Annotated in this window: 21 protein-coding genes; 5 read left to right on the top strand and 16 right to left on the bottom strand. The window is 73.0% G+C overall.

The features are described 5' to 3' along the window. Positions 1-21 precede the first annotated feature (21 nt). Complete coding sequence (locus tag OG928_RS23685; RefSeq protein ID WP_406287049.1) at positions 22-861, top strand: hypothetical protein; 840 nt, start codon at positions 22-24, stop codon at positions 859-861. A gap of 720 nt (positions 862-1581) precedes the next feature. Here the strand turns inward: OG928_RS23685 and OG928_RS23680 are convergent. After that, positions 1582-1878 carry a hypothetical protein gene (locus OG928_RS23680; protein ID WP_406287047.1) on the bottom strand — a complete coding sequence of 99 codons (297 nt, stop codon included), beginning with the start codon at positions 1876-1878 and terminating at the stop codon, positions 1582-1584. 537 nt (positions 1879-2415) lie between these two features. Between OG928_RS23680 and OG928_RS23675 the strand changes: the two genes are divergently transcribed. Continuing rightward, positions 2416-4833, top strand: a complete 2418-nt coding sequence (locus OG928_RS23675; protein ID WP_406287044.1) for an AAA family ATPase — start codon at positions 2416-2418, stop codon at positions 4831-4833. 72 nt (positions 4834-4905) lie between these two features. On the opposite strand, the gene OG928_RS23670 is transcribed toward OG928_RS23675, so the two are convergent. The 9 genes from OG928_RS23670 to rimP all read right to left on the bottom strand — a co-directional run bounded on the left by OG928_RS23670 (position 4906) and on the right by rimP (position 14341). Next, a complete protein-coding gene (locus OG928_RS23670; protein WP_406287042.1) occupies positions 4906-5841 on the bottom strand; it encodes a bifunctional riboflavin kinase/FAD synthetase in 936 nt (311 codons plus the stop codon). A gap of 136 nt (positions 5842-5977) precedes the next feature. Further along, the gene (gene truB / locus OG928_RS23665; protein ID WP_406287039.1) at positions 5978-6871 is read right to left on the bottom strand and encodes a tRNA pseudouridine(55) synthase TruB; all 894 of its coding nucleotides are present in this window, start codon (positions 6869-6871) and stop codon (positions 5978-5980) included. Then, positions 6868-8001: a bifunctional oligoribonuclease/PAP phosphatase NrnA gene (locus OG928_RS23660; protein ID WP_406287037.1), complete on the bottom strand. Its 1134-nt coding sequence runs from the start codon at positions 7999-8001 to the stop codon at positions 6868-6870. The genes truB and OG928_RS23660 overlap by 4 nt, the downstream gene beginning before the upstream one ends. Further along, positions 7998-8483, bottom strand: a complete 486-nt coding sequence (gene rbfA / locus OG928_RS23655) for a 30S ribosome-binding factor RbfA (RefSeq protein ID WP_406287035.1) — start codon at positions 8481-8483, stop codon at positions 7998-8000. The genes OG928_RS23660 and rbfA overlap by 4 nt, the downstream gene beginning before the upstream one ends. Before the next feature lie 120 nt (positions 8484-8603). After that, entirely contained in the window at positions 8604-8897 is a 294-nt protein-coding gene (locus OG928_RS23650; protein ID WP_406291156.1) for a DUF503 domain-containing protein, read from the bottom strand. A 202-nt stretch (positions 8898-9099) separates the two neighbouring features. Next, a complete protein-coding gene (gene infB, locus OG928_RS23645; RefSeq protein WP_406287034.1) occupies positions 9100-12285 on the bottom strand; it encodes a translation initiation factor IF-2 in 3186 nt (1061 codons plus the stop codon). Positions 12286-12383: 98 nt separating this feature from the next. Beyond that, complete coding sequence (locus tag OG928_RS23640) at positions 12384-12752, bottom strand: YlxR family protein (protein WP_406291155.1); 369 nt, start codon at positions 12750-12752, stop codon at positions 12384-12386. Positions 12753-12760: 8 nt separating this feature from the next. Next, positions 12761-13783, bottom strand: coding sequence for a transcription termination factor NusA (nusA, locus tag OG928_RS23635; protein WP_406287032.1), 1023 nt, complete (start codon positions 13781-13783; stop codon positions 12761-12763). A gap of 3 nt (positions 13784-13786) precedes the next feature. Beyond that, positions 13787-14341 (bottom strand): ribosome maturation factor RimP, encoded by a 555-nt coding sequence (gene rimP / locus OG928_RS23630; protein WP_406287030.1) that lies wholly within the window; start codon positions 14339-14341, stop codon positions 13787-13789. 223 nt (positions 14342-14564) lie between these two features. Between rimP and OG928_RS23625 the strand changes: the two genes are divergently transcribed. Genes OG928_RS23625 through OG928_RS23615 form a run of 3 tightly spaced genes read left to right on the top strand, consistent with a single transcriptional unit; the run spans position 14565 to position 16440 of the window. Further along, on the top strand, positions 14565-15044 hold the full coding sequence (locus tag OG928_RS23625) for a hypothetical protein (RefSeq protein WP_406287029.1): 480 nt from the start codon (positions 14565-14567) through the stop codon (positions 15042-15044). Next, entirely contained in the window at positions 15041-15526 is a 486-nt protein-coding gene (locus OG928_RS23620) for a ferritin-like domain-containing protein (RefSeq protein ID WP_406287028.1), read from the top strand. The genes OG928_RS23625 and OG928_RS23620 overlap by 4 nt, the downstream gene beginning before the upstream one ends. Further along, entirely contained in the window at positions 15523-16440 is a 918-nt protein-coding gene (locus OG928_RS23615; protein ID WP_406287026.1) for an aminoglycoside phosphotransferase family protein, read from the top strand. The genes OG928_RS23620 and OG928_RS23615 overlap by 4 nt, the downstream gene beginning before the upstream one ends. Before the next feature lie 159 nt (positions 16441-16599). On the opposite strand, the gene OG928_RS23610 is transcribed toward OG928_RS23615, so the two are convergent. The 6 genes from OG928_RS23610 to OG928_RS23585 form a co-directional block, all read right to left on the bottom strand. Next, positions 16600-17127, bottom strand: coding sequence for a GNAT family N-acetyltransferase (locus OG928_RS23610; RefSeq protein WP_406287024.1), 528 nt, complete (start codon positions 17125-17127; stop codon positions 16600-16602). Positions 17128-17160: 33 nt separating this feature from the next. Further along, positions 17161-18018 (bottom strand): GNAT family N-acetyltransferase, encoded by an 858-nt coding sequence (locus tag OG928_RS23605; protein WP_406287021.1) that lies wholly within the window; start codon positions 18016-18018, stop codon positions 17161-17163. 125 nt (positions 18019-18143) lie between these two features. Then, positions 18144-19640 (bottom strand): alpha/beta hydrolase, encoded by a 1497-nt coding sequence (locus OG928_RS23600; protein ID WP_406287019.1) that lies wholly within the window; start codon positions 19638-19640, stop codon positions 18144-18146. After that, a complete protein-coding gene (locus tag OG928_RS23595; RefSeq protein ID WP_406287016.1) occupies positions 19637-21088 on the bottom strand; it encodes an alpha/beta hydrolase in 1452 nt (483 codons plus the stop codon). The genes OG928_RS23600 and OG928_RS23595 overlap by 4 nt, the downstream gene beginning before the upstream one ends. 136 nt (positions 21089-21224) lie before the next feature. Then, a complete protein-coding gene (gene ispG, locus OG928_RS23590; protein WP_406287013.1) occupies positions 21225-22382 on the bottom strand; it encodes a flavodoxin-dependent (E)-4-hydroxy-3-methylbut-2-enyl-diphosphate synthase in 1158 nt (385 codons plus the stop codon). Positions 22383-22538: 156 nt separating this feature from the next. Next, the gene (locus OG928_RS23585) at positions 22539-23831 is read right to left on the bottom strand and encodes a M50 family metallopeptidase (RefSeq protein WP_406291153.1); all 1293 of its coding nucleotides are present in this window, start codon (positions 23829-23831) and stop codon (positions 22539-22541) included. Positions 23832-23834 lie beyond the last annotated feature (3 nt).

The raw sequence follows: 23834 nt of genomic DNA, 5'->3' as shown, positions 1-23834 counted from the left end.
ATGTACGGGGAGGATCGACCAGTGAGCACCACCAACACCGGACGCGGCCGACGCCGGGCCCCGACCGGCCGCGGCAACAACCGGAATCCGGCCCCACCGGCCCCCGCGCCGAGCCCGGCACCGGACTCCGGTCCGCCCGCCCCGCCGCCCGGCCGCCGCAAGGGCATCGCCCGCCTGGTCGGGCCGCGGCACGAGCGGCACGTGCTGACGACGGCTCAGCTTCCCGCGCTCGGACTGCCGGTGGGCGACGACGGCGTCGTGATCGGGGTCGACGCCGAGCGCAATCCGGCGGTGCTCGGGCTGTTCCGGCCCGAGGCGCTGGACGTGGCGTTCGTCGGCGGCGCGTATGTGGTGCAAATCATGGCGTTGCGGGCGGCGGCGATCGGCGCGCGCGTCGCGATCGAGTCCGGCCGGCCGCAGTTGTGGTCCGCGATGGCCCAGGCCGCGGGCGGTGCGCAGCCGTGCGTGACGGTGCATCAGGTGGGCCGGCTCGGCCCGCAGGGCCCCACCCCGGGGAGCCCCGTCCTGGTCATCCGGGACTGCGGCGCGCGCCCGCCGCGCAACCGACTCGCCCCCGCCGCGTGGCAGACCACGCTGACCCTGCTGCCGTTCCTGGACCCCGCGCAGGCCAGGCAACGAATCGGCCCCGGCACGGGCCTGGTCGGCATCCAACGGGTCTCCCCGGTCGAGGCGCAGGCGGCGGCGACCGTGCTCGCGCTACCCCCCGAGGACGAGGTCGCGCTGCCGACGCTCGGCGACGAACTGACCCTGTGGAGCACCCGGAAGTCGCGCAAGTACGTACTGCTGACGCCCACTCAGGCCGAGGTCGGACTGCTCGGCCCGCCGCGCCGCATGGATTGACGAAGAGTGTCCATCGGCTCGCTCTGGGCGAACAGGCGGACGGACCCGCGACGGGTGCCGGCGCCGCTGACTACGCTGTGAGACTCGTGTAGGGGGCAGCCCCGACCCGGGTCGGGGTATGGCGGACGGCGGCGCCGCGGTGATCTGATACCGAGCCGCCTCCGGACGATCGGAAGGACCACACCGTGAGCAGCGAGCAGGACGGCGCACACATCGAGCCGGGGGCCGACGAGGAAGAGGAGTGGTCGGGACCCGACTTCACCATGCCCTCGTGGTACACGCATCAGGACGGCGGCGCGCCCGCGCCACCACCCTCGGGAGTCCGCGCGCCCTCGCCCCCGGCCGGGCCGCCGCAGCGTGACCAGGTGCCGCCGCCGCCCTTCTACGGCACCGACGATCCGACGCTGGTGCCGCCGGCGCGGACGCCGGATCCGCAACTGCCGCCGCAGTACGGCACCGACCTCGGCGCGCCCCGGCCCGCCGAGCAGCCGCCGGCCCACGCGCCCGGTCCGTACGGGAACGACGCCGGCGCGCCCGCGCCGCAGCATCGGGCGGACGACCGGCCGGCCCACGACCCGCACGGCTTCGGCGCCCCCGGGGCCGAGCCGCCCGCCGCCGTACCGCCGGCGCACCACCCGCAGGACCCCGCGCCGGCTCCGTACGGTGCCGACCTCGGCGCGCCGAGGCAGGCCGAGCAGCCGCCGCCCACACGCCGGGCCCCTACGGCCACGACAGCAGCGCGCCCGACCGGCCCACCGGCACGCCGCCGCCGCACGAGGCGAGCGAGCCCGCCCGGGACCCGAGCGGCTTCGACCCGCCCGCACCCGAGCCGCTCGTCGTCCCGCCCCCGGCGCAGGAGGCACCCGAGCCCGCACCGGTGTTCTCGCCGAGCGAACCGACCGCGGTCGTACCGCCGGCCTTCGAGCCGTACACGCCCGGCGAACCGACGGCAGTGCTCCCGCCGTTCGAGCCCGAACCGCCCGCCCCGGAGCCGTACACGCCGGGCGAACCCACCACGGTGCTCCCGCCGACGTTCGAGTCGGATCGCCCGACGGGTGACGACCGCCAAACCGCCCCGTCGGGTGAGCCGACCACGGTGGTTCCGCCGGCGTTCGACCCGCACGAGCCGACCTTCGAACCGCCCGAGGCCGGGCCGGTGGAGCAGCCGCCCGCGCCTCCGGCCCCGCCCGCGGCCGAGGAGGCGCCCGTCGCCCCGCCGCCGCCGGACCGCGCCGAGGACGCGCACGCGGACACGCCCTTCGGGCATCACGAGGTGCCGACCACGCCGGCCGGCGGCACGCCCATCCCGGGCTCCTGGCCGCCCACCCGAGCCCGGCCGAGCCTGCGCCCGAGTTCGAGCCGGCACCGGAGCCGACACCGGAGCCGGAGCCGCGACAGGACCCCGCCCCGGCGACCGAGCCGGCGAGCGCCGAGCGATCCGACGCACCGGGCGCGCCCGACCGGTTCCCCACGCCCGAGCCCCCGCAGTACGAGAGCCGACCGCAGGCCGAGCCGTACCCGCCCGCGCCGGCGAACGCTCAGCTGAACCCGCCCGTGAACTCGCCCGTGAACCCGCCCGAACAGGCTCCTCCGACGGCCCCCGAGCCGTTCGAGCCCCCGCGGCAGCCCGTCGCCGAACAGCCCGCGCCGCCCGCGCCGTCCGCGCCCCAGCCCGAGGTACGGACCGCGGAGCCGCCGCCGGCGGTCCCGCACCAGGGCCAGGGCCCGGTTGACGACGCCCCGCCGCAGGTCGGCGGCCATCCGCAGCAGGCCCCGGGCCAACCCGCGGGCCACCAGCCGCCGCCCGCCGCGCCGTACCCGCCTTACCAGCAGGCACCGCAGCCCAACGCCGCCCAGTACCCCCAGCCCCAGCAACCGCAGCAGCAGTACCCGGGCCAGGGCCAAGGCGCTCCGCTGTCCGACCCGGCGACCCGGCTGATGGCGCCGATCACCGACGACATGCCCCCGCCCTCCGCCATCCCGCAGCAGGCCCAGCCGCAGGCCGCCGGCCCGCCGCGCCCGATGACGCCGCCGCACGGTGCACCGATGCCCCCGCCGGGGTGGAGCGGCGCGGCGCCCGGCAACGGCGAGGCGTGGGGCGGTGCCGCACCGCCGCCCACCGGGCAGCCGTTGCCGCCGCCGAACTCCTCGCAGCCGTTGCCGCCCCCGAGCGGCGAGCCGGTGCAGCCCCCGCAGCAGCGGGACGAGCGCTCGTGGATGCGGCGCGCGTTCGGCACCAACGACGAGGCCGGACCGCCGGAGTCGCCGCAGGGCGCGCAGCAGCCCCCGTACGGCCAGGCACCCGGCCCGTACAACCAGGCCCCGGGCCCGTACGCCCAGGGCACCCCCCCACACGGCGCCCCCGGCCCGCAGGCACCGCACGCCCAGACCCCGTACCCGCAGCCCGACCCCAACCAGGGCCACAACCCGTACCCCCAGGGCACGCCCCCACACGGCGCGCCCGGCCCACAGGCACCGCAGGCACCGCAGGCACCGCAGCAGCAAGCCCCGAACCCGTACGGCCACGGCGCCCCCGGCCCCCAGGCCCACGAGGCGCAGCCGCCGTACGGCGGGCCGGCCTACGGGCAGCCCGCCCAGGGTCAGCCGCAGAACCCGTACGCCCAAGGCACCCCGCCGCACGGCGTACCCGGCCCGCAGGGACCGGGCCCCCAGGGCCCGCAAGGTCCGCAGAACCCGCAGAACCCGGCCCCGGAAGCCCCCCAGCCCTACAACCCGGCCAACCAGGCCACCCCACAGCAGCAGGCCTGGTCCCCCGAGGGCGCCGGCGCCCCCGCCCGCACCGTCGGCGGCGCACCGCTCGGCTACACCGCCGCCGTCGAGCTGACCAGCGACCGGCTGCTGCGCAAGCAACCGCAGCCGCGCCGGCAGACCCCGCGCTTCCGGCTCGGCGGCAAGACCGCCGACGCCCGCCGGGCCGAACGGCTCGAACGGATCCGGACGCCCGTCCTGGGCTGCTACCGGATCGCGGTGATCAGCCTCAAGGGCGGCGTCGGCAAGACCACGACCACCACGGCCCTCGGCTCGACGCTCGCCACCGAGCGGCAGGACCGGGTGATCGCGATCGACGCCAACCCGGACGCCGGCACGCTGGGCCGCCGCGTCCGCCGCGAGACCGGCGCGACCATCCGCGACCTGGTCAATTCGATGTCCCGCGTGCACAGTTACATGGACATCCGGCGCTTCACGTCGCAGGCCTCCAGCGGCCTGGAGATCCTGGCCAACGACGTCGACCCGGCCGTGTCCACGACGTTCAACGACGAGGACTACCGGCAGGTGATCGACCTGCTGGGCAAGCAGTACCCGATCATCCTCACCGACTCCGGTACCGGCCTGCTCTACAGCGCGATGCGCGGCGTGCTCGACCTCGCGCACCAGCTCATCGTGATCAGCACGCCCAGCGTCGACGGCGCGACCAGCGCGAGCACGACGCTCGACTGGCTCGTCGCGCACGGCTACGCCGATCTGGTCGCCAACAGCATCACGGTGATCTCCGGCGTGCGCGAGACCGGCAAGATGGTCAAGACCGAGGACATCGTGGCCCACTTCGAGACCCGCTGCCGCGCGGTCGTCGTCGTGCCGTTCGACGAACACCTGTCGGCGGGCGCGGAGTTGGACCTGGAGATGATGCGGCCCAAGACCCGCGAGGCGTACTTCGAGCTGGCCGCCCTCGTCGCCGAGGACTTCCACCGCACGCAGACCGCCGACCAACAGCAGCAGTGGCAGCCGCAATACCAACAGCAGCAACCGCAACAGCCCTACTACGGGCAGCCGCAGCAGGGACAGCCCCAGGGCTACCCGCAACAACAGCAGCAGCAATACCAACAGCAGCAACCGCAGCAACAACCGCAGAACCCGCAGCAACCACAACACCCGCAACACCAACAGCCACCGCAGCAGCAACAGCCGTACTACCAGCAGCCCCCGCCGGGCGGTTGGCCGCAGCAGGGCTGACCACCGTACGCCGAAGGGCCGCCCCGGATTTCGACATCCGGGGCGGCCCTTCGTGCAGCGGTGCGGACCGGCTCAGCCGGCCGCGTCGATCAGCTCGCGGGCCCGCTTCACATCGCGCGCCATGTGTTCGAGCAGGTCGTCGATCGAGTCGAACTTCTCGGTCCCGCGCAGGTATTCGAGGAAGTCCACGGCAACGTGCATGCCGTACAGGTCGAGGTCGGTGCGGTCGAGCGCGTACGCCTCGACCCGTCGCTCGGTGCCGTCGAAGGTGGGGTTCGTGCCGATCGAGATCGCCGCCGGCAGCCGCTCGCCCTCGATGACCAGCCAGCCCGCGTACACCCCGTCGGCCGGAATCGCCGTGTACGGGAGCACCTCCAGGTTGGCCGTCGGGTAGCCGAGTTCGCGCCCGCGCTGGTCCCCGCGCACCACGACGCCCTCGACCCGATGCGGTCGCCCGAGCAGCTCGGCCGCGCCCGCGACGTCGCCCTCGGCGACCCGGCCGCGCACGACGGTCGACGAGAAGGTCACCTCGCCGGAGACGAACAGCTCCGGCTCGACGACGGTGAAGTCGTTCGCCACACCCAACTCCTCCAACAGCGCGACGTTGCCCGTCGCCTTGTGGCCGAACCGGAAATTGCGTCCCTCCACGACCACGGCCGCGTGCAGCGTGTCCACCAGGACCTGGCGGACGAAGTCGACCGCGTTCTGCCGGGAGAACTCCAGCGTGAACGGCAGTACGAGCACCGCGTCCACACCCAGGTCCGCCATCAGCTGCGCGCGCCGATAGTGCGGCGTCAGCAGCGGCGGGTGGCTCCCCGGGCGGACGACCTCGCTCGGGTGCGGATCGAACGTGACCACGACCACCGGCAGTCCGCGCTCGCGGCCGAGCTCGACCGCCTGGCCGATCGTCCGTTGGTGCCCGCGATGCACACCGTCATAGGACCCGATCGTGACGACGGAGCGTCCCCAATCGCTGGGGACGTCCTCCAAGCCCCGCCAACGCTGCACCGTAACCGCTCCTCGTTCTTCGTGACGTGTAGCGGGTCCAGCCTCCCACGTATGCGGCCCGGTCCGATCGCGGCCCCGCCGTGGCGACGATCACCCCGCGGGCCGGGCCGTGTCCCCGGACAGCGGCTGGTGCCGGCTAGCCCACGAACACGGCGAGCGGCCGAGCCACTCCCTGCTTGTTCTCCACCAGTGCGAGAAAGGTGCCGTCGGGGCCGAACACGCCCACCGGGCCCTCGCTGTCGTCGGCGGGCAGCCGGCCGCCGTGCGAGACCGCGCGGGCCTGGTCCTCGGTGACCTCGCGCCGCGGGAAGGCCGCCGTGGCCGCCGCCGCGATCGGCAGGACGCCGAAGGACTCCTCCAGCTGTTCGAGCGTGCGGGCCTGGTCGAGGGCGTACGGGCCGACCCGGGTACGCCGCAGCGCGGTCAGGTGGCCGCCCACGCCGAGCCCGGCGCCCAGGTCCCGCGCGAGGGCGCGGATGTACGTGCCGGACGAGCAGGTGACGCTCACGTCGAGGTCGATCGTGTCGCCGTCGCGGCGGATCGCGAGCACCTCGAACGCCGAGATCGTGACCGGCCGGGCCGCGAGCTCGAACTCCTCGCCGTCGCGCACGCGCGAGTACGAGCGCTTGCCGTCGATCTTGATCGCCGACACCTTGGACGGCACCTGCATGATCGGACCGGTCAGCGCGGCGATGCCGGCCGTGATCGCCTCGTCGGGCACGTGCCCGGCCGGGGCGGTCTCGCTGACCTCGCCCTCGGCGTCGTCGGTGACCGTGCTCTGCCCGAGCCGGATCGTCCCGTCGTACTGCTTCTCGGTGAGCGCGAGGTGGCCGAGCAGGCGGGTCGCCTTCTCGATGCCGATCACCAGGACCCCGGTGGCCATCGGGTCGAGCGTGCCCGCGTGGCCCACCCGCCGGGTGCCGGCGATCCGGCGGAGCCGGCCCACCACGTCGTGCGAGGTGAGTCCGGCCGGCTTGTCGACGATCACGAGGCCGTCGGGCGGCGGGGGTCCTGCGTTGCGGCGCTTCACGCGTCGTCTCCCGGGGTTGCGTGCGCCGGCGCGACCGGCAGTAGTGCGTCGGCGAGGAGGTCCCGGAATCGGGCCACCACCTCGGCCGGTGGGTCATATGCGGTGAATCCGGCCGCGAAGGCGTGTCCGCCGCCGCCGAAGGCCCCGCAGACGCGTCCCAGGTCCACGGCGCCCTTGGAGCGGGCGGACGCGCGCAGCGCGCCGTCGTCGTCCTCCTTGAGCACCAGCGCGACCTCGGCCTCGCCGCTCTTGCGGACCACATCGATCACGCCCTCGATCTCGTCGAGGCGGATCCCGTGCTCGGCCCGTTCCGCACGGGTGATCACGGTGGACACCAGGCCCAGGCCCCCGGCCGCCTCGGCGTCCAGCTCGGCCCCCGCGAGCGCGGCGGCGAGCACCTTGAGATAACCGAACCGGCAGGTGTCCCAGATCGCCCGCTGGATCAGGTCGTGCCGTATGCCCGTGGCCATCAGCCGAGCCGCGAAGGTGTGCGTCTCGGGCGTGGTCCCCACGTACTTGAACGAGCCCGTGTCGGTGACCAGGCCCGTGTACAGCGCGGTCGCGATGTCGGCGGTGAGCGTCGCCCCGAGTCGGGTGACCAGCTCGTCGGCGAGCACCGCGGTCGCGGGCGCCGCCACGTCGATCAGGTGGTGCGTGCCGAAGCGCGTGTTGGACGCGTGGTGGTCGACCACCAACAGCGTGCGGGCCGCCTTGGCCTTGGCCTCGAGCAGGCCCAGCCGGGCCGATCCGGCCGCGTCGAAGACCGCGACCAGCTCGGGCGCCTCGGGCACCTCGTCGTGCGGCACGAGCAGGTCCTGACCGGGCAGGAACTCGAGCGACGACGGCACCACGAGGGGGTCGTCGCCGTAGGAGACCCGCACGGTCCGGCCCAGCTCGCGCAACGCCAGCCCGACGGCGAGCGCCGAACCGAGCGCATCGCCGTCGGGGCTGACGTGTGCCAGCAGGGTGATGTCCTCGGCCGCCAGGATCAGGCGGACCGCCTCGTCCCACTCGGCCGCACCCGGCGCGGTCGGCGGCCGTCGTACCTCCGAGCCCGGACCGTCACCGGTCCAAGGCTCCGCTCCCGCGGCCTGGCCGGGGTCCCGGTCCGCCGCCACGCCTGGTGTCAAGGTCGGTCGCCCTCCTGTGTATCCCCCTTGGTCTCCGCCTCCGGCTCGTCGTCGGAGTCGTCCACCGCCGGGGTCCGATAGGGGTCCGCGTCACCGGCATAGCCGGCGCCCGCGGCGGTTGAGCGTACCGCCGCATCGGCCTGCTGCGCCCGGGCGAGGAGATCGTCGATGAGTTTGGCGTTGTCCGGAAGGGCGTCGGCGATGAACGTCAGCGACGGCGTGTGACGCACGCCGGTCTGGCGGCCCACCTCGCTGCGGAGGACGCCCTTGGCGCTCTCCAGCGCCGCGGCGGTCGCCGCGCGCTCGGTCTCGTCGCCGTAGACCGTGTAGAACACGGTCGCCTCACGGAGGTCACCGGTCACTCGTGCGGCGGTGATCGTCACGAACCCGAGGCGCGGGTCCTTGATCCGGCGCTCCAAGGTCTCCGCGACCACGACCTGGATACGGTCCGCGAGTTTGCGCGCCCGCGCGGTGTCGGCCACTGATCCTCCTGCGATTGCTCGGCATTTCGGCGGAACCCCCCGCGCCCGGGATCACCGGACGCGGGGCCGCTCGTGTACTCGTTGTTCTGCGTCTGTACGGCCCGATCATCGGCCCGCCGCTCAGTCGTCGTCCCCGAACACCCTGCGGCGCGCGGAGAGCAACTCCAACTCGGGCCGGCCGGCGACCAGCCGTTCACAGCTGTCCAACACCTCGGCGCACCGCTCGACAGTCGCGGAGACCACCGCGATGCCGATCACGCTGCGTCGATGCAAATCCTGATGCTCCACCTCGGCGGCGGCAACGGCATTCTTGCGCTGAAGGTCCGCCAGGATGGGGCGGATCAAAGATCGTTTTTCCTTCAACGAGTGCACATCGCCGAACAGCACGTCGAGGCTGATGGTTCCCACAAACATAGGCGACGGGCCTGGCCGGCCCGGGAGGCCTCGGGTCGGGGCCGCTGAGGGCGCCGACGAAAAGAGCCGGGCACGCACGTCGCGGCCCGGATACGACTGGTCACGCTGACCTTCTGGTGCTGCGAGACGGCGGATCCGCCCGGTGTGCACCGGGCGGATCCGTCGTGCTGTCTCAGCGGTTCGAACCGTTCGACCTACAAGGTCAGCCTCGCGGCTTCTCCCGCATCTCGAACGTCTCGATGGTGTCCTCGACCTTGATGTCGTTGAACGAACCAAGGTTGATACCGCACTCGAAGCCCTCGCGGACCTCGGTGACATCGTCCTTCTCGCGACGCAGGCCCTCGACGTTGAGGTTGTCGGCGACGACAGCCCCCTGGCGAATGATCCGCGCCTTGGTGTTGCGCTTGATCGTGCCACCGGTGACCATGCAGCCCGCGATGTTGCCGAGCTTGGAGGAGCGGAACACCGCGCGGATCTGCGCCGTGCCCAGCTGGACCTCTTCGTACTCGGGCTTGAGCATGCCCTTGAGCGCGGCTTCGATCTCCTCGATGGCCTGGTAGATCACCGAGTAGAAGCGAATGTCGACGCCCTCGCGGTCCGCCATCGTCCGCGCACGGCCCTCGGGCCGCACGTTGAAGCCGATGATGATCGCGTCCGAGGCCATCGCCAGGTTGACGTTGGACTCGGTGATCGCACCGACACCCCGGTCGATGATCCGCAGCTCGACCTCGTCGCCGACATCCAGGTTGAGCAGGGCGTCTTCCAACGCCTCGACCGAACCGGAGCCGTCACCCTTGAGGATGAGGTTGAGCTGCTGCATCTCGCCGGCCTTGAGGGCCAGGTCGAGGTCCTCGAGCGAGATCCGCTTCGAACGACGGGCCAGGAGCGCGTTGCGCTCGCGGGCCGCCCGCTTCTCGGCGATCTGGCGCGCGGTGCGCTCTTCCTCGACCACGAGGAAGTTGTCACCGGCACCGGGCACGGCGGTCAGGCCGAGCACCATGACCGGACGGGACGGCGTGGCCTCGGTGAGGTTGTTGCCGTTCTCGTCGATCATCGCGCGGACCCGGCCGTACGCCTCGCCGACCACGATCGCGTCGCCGATGTGCAGCGTGCCGCGCTGGACCAGGACGGTCGCGACGGGGCCGCGGCCCTTGTCGAGGTGACCCTCGATCGCGATGCCCTGGGCTTCCTGGTGCGGGTTGGCGGTGAGCTCCAGAGCCGCGTCCGCGGTCAGCACGACCGCTTCGAGCAGCTCGTCGATGCCCATGCCCTGCTTCGCCGAGATGTCGACGAACATCGTGTCGCCGCCGTACTCCTCGGCGACGAGCCCGTATTCGGTGAGCTGGCCACGAACCTTGGTCGGGTCCGCGCCTTCCTTGTCGATCTTGTTGACCGCGACGACGATCGGCACGCCGGCCGCCTGCGCGTGGTTCAACGCCTCGATCGTCTGCGGCTTCACGCCGTCGTCCGCCGCGACCACGAGGATCGCGATGTCCGTCGACTTGGCGCCGCGGGCACGCATGGCGGTGAACGCCTCGTGACCGGGGGTGTCGATGAGGGTGATCTTGCGGTCGATGTCGTTGACCGTGGTCGCGACCTGGTAGGCACCGATGTGCTGGGTGATGCCACCGGCCTCGCCCGCGATCACGTTCGTCTTGCGGATCGCGTCCAGGAGTCGGGTCTTGCCGTGGTCGACGTGACCCATGACGGTCACGACCGGCGGACGCGCCTCGAGGTCGTCCTCGTCGCCCTCGTCCTCGCCCCATTCGAGGTCGAAGGACTCGAGAAGCTCGCGGTCCTCCTCCTCCGGGGAGACGATCTGGATCACGAAGTCGAGCTCGCCGGCCAGGATCTGGAGCTCCGCGTCACTGACCGACTGGGTCGAGGTGAGCAGCGAGCCCAGGTTGAACATGATCTGGACCAGAGCCGCGGGGTTCGCGTTGATCTTCTCCGCGAAGTCGGTGAGCGAGGCACCGCGCGACAGTCGGACGACACGCCCGTTGCCGCGAGGGGCCATCACGCCACCGGCGGACGGAGCCTGCATGTTGTCGAACTCTTGACGACGCTGACGCTTCGACTTGCGCGCGCGGCCCGGACGCCCACCGGGACGACCGAACGCACCCTGCGTGCCGCCGCGGCCACCGGGGCCACCACGACCGCCGCCACCGGGACGACCGGCGAAGCCGCCGCCACCGGGACGACCCGGAGCGCCACCGCCACCGCCGGGACGGGGACCGCCGAAGCCGCCACCGCCACCGCCGGGACGACCGCCACCGCCGCCGCCACCGGCACCGGCCGGACGACCGCCGCCGCCACCGGGACCACCGGGACGACCCGGCGCACCGCCGGGACGACCGGGACCACCCGGGCCACGAGCGGGCGCCGGACGGTTGGGCATCATGCCCGGGTTCGGACGCGGGCCACCGGGGCCGGCGCTACCACCCGGACGGGGACCTGCGGGACCACCCGAACCACCCGGGCGCGGGCCACCGGACGCAGGACCCTGCGGACGGGGCGGCATGCCACCGGGAGTCGGTCGACCGGCACCACCTGCGGCCTGCGGCCGCGGCATGCCGGTGCTGCCCGAGGTGAAGGGGTTGTTGCCCGGACGCGGACCGGCGGGACGCGTGCCACCCGGACGGGCGGCACCACCCTGACCGGCACCCGCGGGACGGGCGCCACCGGCGGACGGGGCGCCACCGGCACGGGGGCCGGACGGACGCTCGCCACGCTCGGGACGGTCGCCACCACGCTCGGGACGACCACCGGGGCCGCCCTGACCGGCACCGGCCGGACGCGGACCCGGACGGCCACCCGCCGAGGGACCCGACGAGGCGGCCGCGGGACGGTCCGAACGCGGACCGCGCTCGGCCGGACCGCGGTCCTGGCCACGCTCGGCCGGACCGCGCTCGGCGGGACGCGCCGCTGCCGGGCGCGGGCCCGGAGCCGGTGCGCCGGCCGGACGCGGACCCGCCTGGGCCGCCGGACGCTCGGCCGCGCGAGACGGCTGGGCGGGCTCGGCGGGCTCCGGCGCGCTGGGCACGACCGGTACGGCGGTGCTGCCCTGGGGGGCCGGGCGCGGCGTCGGGCGCGGGCCCGGCGTCGGCGCACCCGCCGGGCGCGGGCCCGGAGCGGGTGCAGGACGCGTCGCGGCGCCCTGCGGAGAGCTGGGGGTGCCCTGCGGCGCGCCTGTCGCGGCGGGACGCTGGGGCCGGCGGGCGGGCCCGCCTTCCGTCTTGAGTGCTTCTGTCAGTTTGCGAACAACCGGCGCCTCGATCGTCGAGGACGCCGAACGAACGAACTCACCGAGTTCTTGGAGCTTGGCCATGACGACCTTGCTCTCGACTCCGAACTCCTTGGCGAGTTCGTATACCCGGACCTTTGCCACGTCGCTCCTTCTGGTCCGGGGTTGGTCGTCCGCCGGACCGTCACTACCGCATGTCTGTACTCATCGCGTACTCATCGAGTGCTCATCGCAATCTCGACCTACTTCCGACTCGCGAGGTACTGCTTCGCTGGACCTGTCCGACCGACCTCTGACAACCCATCACCGCTCAAGTAAGCACGCAGTGGTGCCGAGTCCAGCGGCCCCGGCACGCGCAAAGCCCGAACGAACGCCTTGCGACGCTCCGCCTGGGCCAGGCACTCCGGATGGGGGTGCAGATGCGCTCCCCGCCCGGGCATTCGGCCGCGGGGATCGGGGACACAACTGCCCTCGACCGCCACGACCCGCAATAGGTCGGCCTTGGCCGCACGCTGCCGACAACCCACGCATGTTCGGCACGGAGAAGCAGTGATTTCCTGCTTTTCCGACCTTGTACGGGGGCATGCTCGGGCACGCCTGCGACCAGACACGTTCAAGTCTACCGCTCCTCACCGCGACCTGGTTCGGCCGACCGCTGCCGGTCGTCCGATTCACCGGTCTCGGTGTCCGGCCGGATGTCGATACGCCATCCGGTCAGCCGCGCGGCAAGTCGGGCATTCTGCCCCTCCTTGCCGATCGCCAGCGAGAGCTGGTAGTCGGGCACCGTCACCCGGGCGGAGCGCGCGGCGAGGTCGACGACCTCCACCTTGCTCACCCGCGCCGGCGACAGCGCGTTCGCCACCATCCGTGCGGGGTCGTCCGACCAGTCGACGATGTCGATCTTCTCGCCGTTCAACTCGGCCATGACGGCGCGCACACGTGCGCCCATCGGCCCGATGCACGCGCCCTTGGGGTTGAGCCCGGCACGCGTGGAGTAGACGGCGATCTTGGAGCGGTGGCCGGCCTCGCGGGCGATCGCGGCGATCTCGACGGAACCGTCGGCGATCTCCGGGACCTCCAGCGCGAACAGCTTCCGCACCAGGTTGGGGTGGGTGCGCGAGAGCGTGATGGACGGCCCCTTGGGCCCACGCCGCACCTGTACGACATAGCAACGCAGGCGCATGCCGTGCGCGTACCGCTCGCCCGGCACCTGCTCCTGGGGCGGCAGGATCGCCTCGATGCGACCCAGGTCCACCAGGACGTTGCGGTTGTCCTTGCCCTGCTGGACCACGCCGGCGACGATCTCGCCCTCACGGCCGGCGAACTCGCCGAACGTGATCTCCTCCTCGGCGTCCCGCAGTCGCTGCAGAATCACCTGCTTGGCGGTGGTCGCCGCGATCCGACCGAAGTCGTCGGGGGTGTCGTCGAACTCGCGGACGCGCTGCCCGGCCTCGTCGGTCTCGGTGGCCCATACGGTGACGTGACCCGTGGATCGGTCCAGCTCCACGCGTGCCTTGGGCAGGCTGCCCTCGGTGCGGTGGTAGGCGATCAACAGGGCCGATTCGATGGCCTCGACCAGGAGGTCGAACTTGATCTCTTTTTCGCGCTCAAGCCCGCGCAGGGCGCTCATGTCGATGTCCACGTCCTACGCCTCCTCGTCCATGGTGTCGTCGTTGTCGGTGTCGTCGTCGATCTCGTCGTCGACGTCTTCGTCCTCGGCGGCGGCTTCCGCCGCCTCCGCGTTCTTGCGGTTGAACTCGATCTGCACGACCGCCTTGGCCACCGCGTCGTACGCCAGGCGTCGGGGCTTGCCGTCGACGTCCAGCTCCACGCCCTCGGCGTCGGCGGCGGTGACCCGGCCGGTCACGGTGGTGTCGTCGTTCAGCTGGGCCTGGACCAGACGGCCGGCCGCGCGGCGCCAGTGGCGCTCCAGCGTCAGCGGGCGGTCCACGCCCGGGGTGGTGACTTCCAGCGTGTAGGGCAGCCCGCCCATCACGTCGCTCGCGTCGAGGGTGTCCGAGACGGCTCGGCTGACCTCGGCGACCTTGTCGAGATCGACGCCGTTGTCGGCGGCCACGATCACGCGGAGCACACGGCGCTTGCCGGCGGGGCTCAAGGAGAGTTCCTCGAGGTCCACGCTCGTCGTCGATACCACTGGTTCCAGCATTTCCCGCAGCCGGTCCAATGTGGTGGTGCTCATCCGGGTGACTCCTCGGCTGCGTGTGTGCTGTTGTCTCAAGTGCGTCGACCGCCGGAGCGGGGCGTGGAAGGACAACAGTATCCGGTCCGCGAGCCATCTCGCGCACGTCCGGCCGGCGTACGCCGGATGTCCACCGAGGTCCGCACGCCCGCATATGCGATAGCGTCCGACACGGCCGGAGGCCGACCACCGACATCACCGACGAGGGTCAGGAGCGGGACGCATGCGCGACGCGGGGCCGACGCGACGGGCCGTCCTCGGCACCGTGACCGCGGCGACGATCGCCGTCACCGTCGCCGGTTGCGACGACGGCGGCGGGGGCTCTGACCAGGGTCGACGCAAGGCCGGGATCGACGACGCGGCACGCGAACGGGCGTACGCCACGACCGGGGCGCTGCTCGCGGGCTACGAGGCGGCCGCGGCGCGGAACGCGGCCCTCGCCGAACCGCTGCGACCGCTGTCCGCCGAACTGCGCGCACACCTGGCCGCCTTCGCCGGCCGGGGCACGCCGAGCGCGCCGCCCGCCGTACCGGGACCCGCGGAGCCCGCCGTCGCGGGCGGCGCGCTCGCGGACCGGGCCCAGCAGGTCTCCGACGAGCGGTTGATCGGCCTCGCCGACGTCTCGCCCGAGCTCGCGCGCCGGCTCGCCTCCACCGCCGCGTGCCTGGCGGGCCACGCCCAGTTGATCCGGAGCGCACCGTGAGCACACCCACGAGTGGGGCCAAGCCCTCGGCCGGCCCCGCGGTCAAGGCGCTGCAAGGCGCGCTGGACGCGGAGCACGCGGCCGTCTACGGCTACGGCGTGGTGGGCGGCAGGCTGGCCGGCGCCACGCAGACGCAGGCCCGGGCCGCGCTGGACGCGCACCGGGGGCGGCGCGACGCGATCACGCGGCTGATCACCGATCGGGGCGCGGTCGCGCAGGCGGCGGCACCCGCGTACACGATCCCGTTCGCGGTGGCCACGCCGGCCGAGGCGACGAAGCTCGCGGTGTACCTGGAGGACGGGGTCGCACTGCATCTGGGCGCGCTGGTGGCGGCGGCCGAGCATCCGCTGCGGGACGAAGCGGCGCTCTGGCTGCGGGAGAGCGCGGTGTGGGCGGTGCGGTGGCGGGGCGCGAGCACGGCCTTCCCCGGGATGCCCGCGCCGACCGGCTCGGGGACTCCGACGGCGGGTGGCCGCGCGTGAGCGATCGGGTCGAGGTACCGGAGCGGCTGACCCGGACGGCGTTGCGCTGGTGCGGCGAGGAGGCGGCGCGTCCGTGGCTGGCGGGGCTGCCGAGCGCGGTCGCCGAGTACGCGGACCGCTGGGGGCTGACCGTCGAGCGGCCGATCATCCCCGGTGGCGCGTTGAGCCTGACCTTCCTGGTCCGGCGGACCGACGGGACGCCGGCCACGCTCAAGCTGGGCTTCATGGACCGCTACACCGCGCACGAGGCCACGGCGCTCGCGCTGTGGGACGGCGTCGGGGCGGTCCGGCTGCTCGAAGCCGATCCGGAGCGCGGCGCGCTGCTGCTGGAGCGCCTGCGGCCGGATGTGTCGCTGCGCTCACTGGCCGAGGACCGGGCGATGCTGGAGGCCGCCGAGGTGATCCGCAAGCTGTGGGTGACCCCGCCCGCCGACTGCGCGATCGAGCCGGTCGCGGACCGGGCCGAGCACTGGGCCGAATCGATCCCGCGGCGGCACGCGGACCTGGCCGCTCCGTGCCCGAAGGCGCTCGTCGACGAGGCCGTCGCGCTGTGCCGGGAGCTGGCCGCGTCGCAGCCGGAGACGGTCGTCCTGCACACCGACTGCCACCACGGCAACGTGCTGGCCGGCACGCGGGCGAAGTGGCTCGCGATCGACCCGCGGCCGATGCTCGGCGAGCGGGCCTTCGATCTGGGCCCGCTGGTGCGGGACCGGATGGCCACGGTGGTCGCCGAGGTGCGGCCCCAGGCGCTGGTGCGCCGGCGGGTGACGTGGCTCGCGAACGCGCTCGACCTGGATCCGGAGCGGGTGCGTGGGTGGGCGCTGGTGCAGTCGCTGGCGCTGGGCCTGTGGTGCGTGTCGGTCTCCGACCCGGCCGGGGAGGACCTGCTTTCGGTCGCGGAGTGGTTGGCCTGAGGCTGGTTGGCCTCAAGCGCCGGCCGGGCTGTTTGGCCTCAAACGCCGGCCGGGCTGTTTGGCCTCAAACGCCAGCCGGGCTACTTGGCCTCAAGCGCCGGCAGGGCTGATCGGGCCCGGCCCTTGGCGAGGTGGCCTCATCGACGCCGGACGGGCTGTCTAGTCGAATGGCAGCGTGGCGCCCATGACCGTGTACGGGCGGTTGTTGCCCGGGAACAGGACCGGGCGGGCCAGGTCGGTGAAGCCGAGGGCGCGGTAGAGCTTTCGGGCCGGGGTTTGTTCGTCGAGGGCCGACAGGAGGATGCGGTCCCGGTCCTGTCCCTTGCACAGCATCGTGATCAAAGTGCGGCCGATCCCGTGCCCCTGCCAACGCGGCAGCACGTGCAGTTCGCCGACCACGAACGACTCGTCGAGCCAGCCGCGGTGCCCCTCGCGGGCCAGGTGCGGTTCGATCACCAGGCTCCACCACTGGTCGGTGAGGTTGGGGTAGCCGTAGCCGAACCCGACCAGCCGACCGTCGGCGTCGAACGCGCCGAGCGAGCGCACGCCCTCGAACGTCGCGTGCCGACGCATTATCCGTTGCCGCACCGCGATCTCGTCGTCGGCGAGCCCGAAGGCGTACGCCTGGACCGCGACCGCCTCGTCGGCGTACGCGGCGAGGTCGGCGACCCTGCACATCCATTCCATCAGTTCAGCCACTCCATCAGAGCTGCGACTCCATCAGAACAGGACGCTCATGAAGGCGCCGATCTCGGCGAAGCCGACCCGTCGGTAGGCGGCCCGGGCCGCGCCGTTGTAGCTGTTCACGTACAGGCTCGCGACCGGCGCGACCTCGCCCAGCGCGTGCCGCACGACGGCCGCCATGCCGATCTCGGACAGGCCCTCGCCGCGCCGCTCCGGGGCCACCCACACGCCCTGGATCTGGCAGACGTGCCGGGTGACCGCGCCGATCTCGGCCTTGAAGATCACCTTGCCGTCCTCGATCCGGGCGAACGCGCGACCCGCGGCGATCAGCTCGGCCACCCGGGCACGGTAGAGCGTGCCGCCGTCGCCGATCAGCGGCGAGACGCCGACTTCCTCGGTGAACATCGCCACGCACGCGGGCATCACCAGGTCCAGCTCGTCCGGCCGCACTCGCCGGACGAGCGGGTCGGCGGGCACGTCCCGGGAGGGCTCGGTGATGACCATGAGCGGCTGGACCGGCCGGACGTCACGCGCGGGACCCCATACGGGTTCGAGCAGCCGCCACAGGTTCCCGGCCGCCTCGGCCGGGCCGACGATCGACGAGCAGCGCCGACCCTGCCGGCGCGCGCGCTCCGCGAAGGACCGTATGGCGTCGGGCCCGGCCTCGACCGGGACCAGGTTCGCGCCCGCGTAGCACAGCGAGGTGAGCCGGCCGCCCTCGTAGTAGCCCCACAGCTCGCCGCCGAGGCGCCACGGATCGACACCGGCGAGGCGCACCCGGGACGCGACGAACACGTTCGTCACGGGGTCGCGGTCGAGCAGCGCTTGGACAGCGGACAGGTCGGTCCCGTCCAGGACTTTGGTGGAAACCGAGCTCAGCACGTGCCTCACCATGCCATCAGGCGGACCCAGTGGAAATGCCACTCATTGCGGCACCACCCTATGCAGGTCGAAGCCCTGTGCGCCGCCCGGGCGGCAAGGGGATCCGCGGCCAGCCCGCGCCGGCCGCGGTGGGCCGGTCACCGGTGGGGGCGAACGACCCCCAGGCTGCGGGTGTTCGGCTCCGGCAAAGCGCCGTCGCACTCGGTTTCGATGTCGGTCTCGGGCAGGCTCCCGTCGACCAGGTAGGCGGTACCGCGGTCGTCGACGCACGGACCGTCGACAAGGTAGTGCCCGTGGTTGCCGTTGCCGCGCACCGTCAGCAGCCGCGAGGACGGTAGCGCCGCGTGCAGGTTCAGCGCCCCTTCGTACGGCGTCGCGGGGTCGCCGACGGATTGGATCAGCAACACCCCGGGCAACCCGGCCCCGTCGATCCTGGTCGGCGGTGCGGTGTTGGTCTGCAGGTACAGGCACGCGCCGGGGGACGCGATGGCCGCGCCGAGGGCGCCGTAGCGCGCCCGGAGCCGGACCATGTCGCGCTCGAAGGTGGCCTCGTCGGCCGGGAAGGGCGCGTCGGCGCACGAGACGGTCTGGAACACCGACTCGAAGTTGACCGCCTCGGCGGTCGCGGGGCGCTTCGCGGCGATCAGCGGTCCGGGATCACCCGCGTCGTACCCGGCGAGCGCGGCCGACAGGCTCGGCCAGTCCTGGTCGGTGTACAGATTGCCGATCGTGTACTGGTCCAGCTCGACGCCGCCGAACACGCCGCCCGCCGGGGCCGCCGCGAGCCGGGCGCGGAGCCGGTCCCAGCTCGCCAGGACGGCCGCCCGGGTCGCCCCCAGGTGATACCGGTCGGCCCGCTCGGCGGTCCACTCCGCCCAGTCCCGGTGGCGCGCGTGGAACGCCCGGGCCTGGAGGAAGCCGGTCTCGTACCAGACCCGGGTCGGGTCCACGAGGCTGTCGAGCAGCATCCGGTGCACCCGGCTCGGGAACAGTTGCCCGTACACGGCGCCGAGGTAGGACCCGTACGAATACCCCAGGAAGGTGAGCCGCTCCTCGCCGAACGCGGCCCGGACCAGGTCGAGGTCGCGCGCGATGTCCCGGGTCGACAGGTGCGGCAGCAGGTCCGGGGCGGCGGCCCGGCACCCGCCAGCGAACGCGCGGGTCGCGGCGCGGTGCGCCGCCCGGGTGCGCGCCGCGGCCGGGTCGGGTTTGGGCGCGCGGCCGAAGGTCTCGGTGTCCACGCACTCGACGCGGGTGCTGGTGCCGCGCCCGCGCAGGTCGAAGCCGACCAGGTCGTACGCCCGGCGCACCCGCTCGGGCAGGCCGCCGGCGAGGGCCGCCATCGAGCCGACCGACGATGCTCCGGGGCCGCCGAAGTTGACCACGAGGATGCCCTGGCGCTCGGCCGCGGTCCCGGTGGCCGCGACGTGCGAGACGCCGACCCTGATCCGCTCGCCGGCCGGGCGCGCGTGGTCGAGCGGCGCGGCGATCGTGCCGCAGCGCTCCCCCGCCGACGTCCCCGGCGGGCAGTCGCCCCACGTGATCGCCTCGGCGCCGGCCCGCGCGGGGGTCGCGGCGGTCAGGGCGGCGGCGGTCAGCGCGCCGGCGAGCAGGACGCGGACGGCGCGGGTCACGATGCCTCACAGGTGGAGTCGCGGCCCGCCGGGAGCGTGCCGTCGGCCAGATACGCCGCGGCGGCCTTCAGGACGCAGTCGTTGGGTTGGAACGCGAGGATCCCGTGGTCGCCCTCGTCCTGGACGGTGATCAGGTGCGAGGACGGCAGCGCGGCGTGCAGCGCCGAGGCCCCGGCGGCCGGGGTCGCGGGATCGCGGGTGCCCTGGATCAGCAGCACCGGCGGCAGGTCGTGCCCGTCGATCGCGAGCGGCGCGCGCGCCGGCACCGGCCAGAAGGCGCAGGGGGCGTTCAGCCAGGTGTTGGACCAGGTGACCAGCGGAGCCGTCCGGGCGAGCGCCTTGGCGTCGCGGTCCCAGACCCCCCAGTCGCGCGGCCACGGTCCGTCGTGGCACTCCACGGCGGTGTAGATCGCGGTCCCGTTGGCGTCCTGCGCGGTGGGCGGGGTGTACCGCGCGGCGAGCGCGGCGGCGTCGCCCCGGTCGTAGGCCCGCAGCACCCCGGCGAACTCGTTCCAGGCCCGGGAGTTGTACAGGGTCCGGGTGGCCAGGTCGAACAGCTCGGCGGGGCCGACCACGTCGCCGGCGGGCCGGGCCCGGACGCCGGCGAGGGTGCGGGCGAAGACGTCCTCGATGTCCGGGCCGACGGCCGCGGTGAAGTCCCGCCACCGGCTCTGGAAGGCGACGTCCTGGCGCAGATTGGCGCCGTACCAGACCTGGTCGGGGCGGGGGTCGACGACGCTGTCGAGGATCATCCGGCCGACCCGCTCGGGGAACAGCTGCCCGTACACGGCGCCGAGGTAGGTGCCGTACGACCAGCCGATGAAGTCGAGCCGCGGTTCGCCCAGGGCCGCGCGGACCGCGTCGAGGTCGTGCGCGTTCTCCAGCGTGCCCAGGTGCGGCAGCAGGTCGCCGGCCCGCTCGGCGCAGCCGCGCGCGTAGGCCCGGGCGCGGTCGACGAGTCGTTGCTCGGCCTGCGCGTCGCCGGGCACCGGGTCGGGCCCGGGGGCCTTGGCGAAGCTCGCGTCGACGCACGAGATGGGGTCGCTGTGGTGGTTGCCGCGCGGGTCGACGCCGACCACGTCGTACCGCTGCCGGATGTGCTCGGGCAGCGCCCTCCACACCATGCCGGCCAGCCACATGCCGCCGCCGCCCGGGCCGCCGGGGTTGACCACGATGGTGCCCAGGCGGGGTCCGGTGCCGCTCGCCTGCGCGCGCGAGACGCCCAGGGTCGTGGTGGGCCCGTCGGGGCGCGCGTGGTCGAGCGGGACCTCCAGGGTTCCGCAGCGCAGCCCGGGGTCGTCGAGGTCGGCGGGGCACGCGCCCCAGCCGATGCCCGGCGACACCCGCACGAGCGGATGGGTCCGCGGCCGGTCGCCGAGCGCGGGCCCGGCGGCGATTCCCGCGACCATGCCGGCTGCGGTCAGCCCGGCCACGATGATGCGTCTCACGCGCGGCGCCCTTCCCCCGGGGCGGGCGCCCCGATCACGTGTCTCGATGATCGGGGTGGATTACCGGGGGTAGGGGCACATCAACGATCTGTCACTCGCGTGGGCGAGTGGATTGATCCGGTCGGATGGCGTCCGGTCAGGAGACGTCGACGACCGGGTCGCCGCTGATCACGCCGTCGGCCTGCATCTGCTCGGCGAGCTTGAGGGCTTCCTCGATCAGGGTCTCGACGATCTTCGACTCGGGAACGGTCTTGATCACCTCGCCCTTGACGAAGATCTGGCCCTTGCCGTTGCCCGAGGCGACGCCCAGGTCCGCCTCGCGGGCCTCGCCGGGGCCGTTGACGACGCAGCCCATGACGGCCACGCGCAGCGGCACCTTGAGGCCGTCCAGGCCCGCGGTGACCTGCTCGGCGAGCTTGTACACGTCGACCTGGGCACGCCCGCAGGACGGGCACGAGACGATCTCCAGGCCGCGCTTGCGCAGCCCGAGCGACTCCAGGATCTGGTTGCCGACCTTGATCTCCTCGACCGGCGGGGCCGAGAGCGAGACCCGGATGGTGTCGCCGATGCCCTGCGCGAGCAGCGCGCCGAAGGCGACCGCGGACTTGATCGTGCCCTGGAACGCGGGGCCGGCCTCGGTGACGCCCAGGTGCAGCGGGTAGTCGCAGCGCTCGGCGAGCAGCCGGTAGGCCTCGATCATCACGACCGGGTCGTTGTGCTTGACCGAGATCTTGATGTCGCGGAAGTCGTGCTCCTCGAACAGCGAGCACTCCCACAGCGCCGACTCGACGAGAGCCTCCGGTGTGGCCTTGCCGTGCTTCTCCAGCAGGCGCTTGTCCAGCGATCCCGCGTTGACGCCGATCCGGATCGGGGTGCCCGCGGCGGACGCGGCCTTGGCGATCTCGGCGATCTTGTCGTCGAACTGCTTGATGTTGCCCGGGTTGACCCGGACCGCCGCACACCCCGCGTCGATCGCGGCGAAGACGTACTTGGGCTGGAAGTGGATGTCCGCGATCACCGGGATCTGCGACTTCCGCGCGATCGCGGGCAGCGCGTCGGCGTCGTCCTGCGAGGGGACGGCGACCCGGACGATCTGGCAACCGGAGGCGGTCAGCTCGGCGATCTGTTGCAGCGTGGCGTTGACGTCGGACGTGAGGGTGGTGGTCATGGACTGCACCGACACCGGGGCGTCTCCGCCGACGGCCACGTTGCCGACCATGATCTGCCGTGACTTGCGGCGCGGCGTGAGGGGCCGGGCAGGTACGGACGGCATTCCGAGCTGGATCGCGGTCATCTTCGCTTAAGTCCCGTGGGTCGACGCGGTAGGTCGACACAACGCTACGCCACCGCCCGCCCTTCCGGACGCGCCCGTACCCCCGCCCCGACGCACCTGTTGCCTGATCGACACAAGGTGGGTCGGAGCGGGTGGGGGTGACCGGCTTGTCGGACGTCAGGTCAGTTTGACCGGGTTGATCAGGTCGGCGATCAGCACCAGGCCGGTGAAGGCGATGAAGACGATCGCCACGACATAGGCGACCGGCATCAGCTTCGCGACGTCGAACGGGCCCGGATCGGGCTTCTTGCGCAGGCTCGCGAGCCTGCGGCGGATCGATTCCCACCACGCGCCGATCACGTGTCCGCCATCCAGCGGGAGCAGCGGCAGCATGTTGAACAGGAACAGCGACAGGTTGAAGCCCGCGACGAGGAAGATCATCATGCCGACCCGCTGCGACGCGGGGATGTCGAGCGAGGCGACCTCGCCGCCGACCCTGGCCGCGCCGACCACGCCGACCGGGGAGTCCTGGTCGCGCTCGTCGCCCTGGAAGGCCGCGCCCCACAGGGCGGGCACCTTCTGGGGGATGCGCAGGAGGCTGTGGAAGGCGTTGTCGACCATGTCGACCATGTAGTCGACGGACTGCCCGGCGCTCTGCCGCTGGATGCCACTGGCGGGGCCGAAGCCGAGGAAGCCGGAGTTCTCGACGAACTGGTTCGGGATCGCCATCCCGTTGCCGTCGAGCTTGGCGACCTTGTTGCGGGCGATCGTCGGGGTGAGCGTGATCCGCTCGCCCTTGCGGTCGACCACTATCGTCGCCTGGCCCTCGGTGTTGCGGATCAGGTCGCGCAGCTTGTCGTAGTCGGTGATCTTGACCCCGTTGTAGGTCAGGATCCGGTCGCCGGCCCGGAGCCCGGCCGCCTTGCCGGGAGCGTCCGGCGCGCCCGGCGGGCACTTGTCGGTCTTGGCGTCGGCGCTGACCACGCACTCGGAGACGGTGCCCACCGTCGTGCTGGGCTGGTTGATCCCGAAGCCCATCAGGAACACCGCGAACAGCACGATCGCCAGGATCAGGTTCATGAACGGCCCGGCGAGCATGATGATCGTCCGCTGCCAGGGCTTGCGCTGGTAGAACAGCCGGTTCTCGTCGCCCGGACCGACCTCTTCGTACGAGGCCTCGCGGGCGTCCTCGATCATGCTGCGCCACGGTGACGTGCTGCGCGCCTGGATCTTGCCGTCGGCGTCCGGTGGGAACATCCCGATCAGCCGGCAGTAGCCGCCGGCGGGAACGGCCTTGATGCCGTACTCGGTCTCACCGATCTTCTTCGACCACAGCGTCTTGCCGAAGCCGACCATGTACTGCGGCACCCGGACGCCGAACATCTTGCCGGTGATCAGGTGTCCGGCCTCGTGCCACGCGATGGAGAACAGCAGGCCCACGACAAATACGACGATGCCGAGGATCGTCATGAA

This window comes from Embleya sp. NBC_00896, from assembly GCF_045207785.1.
GTDB lineage: Bacteria > Actinomycetota > Actinomycetes > Streptomycetales > Streptomycetaceae > Embleya.
This window is presented reverse-complemented; position numbering and strand designations above follow the sequence as displayed.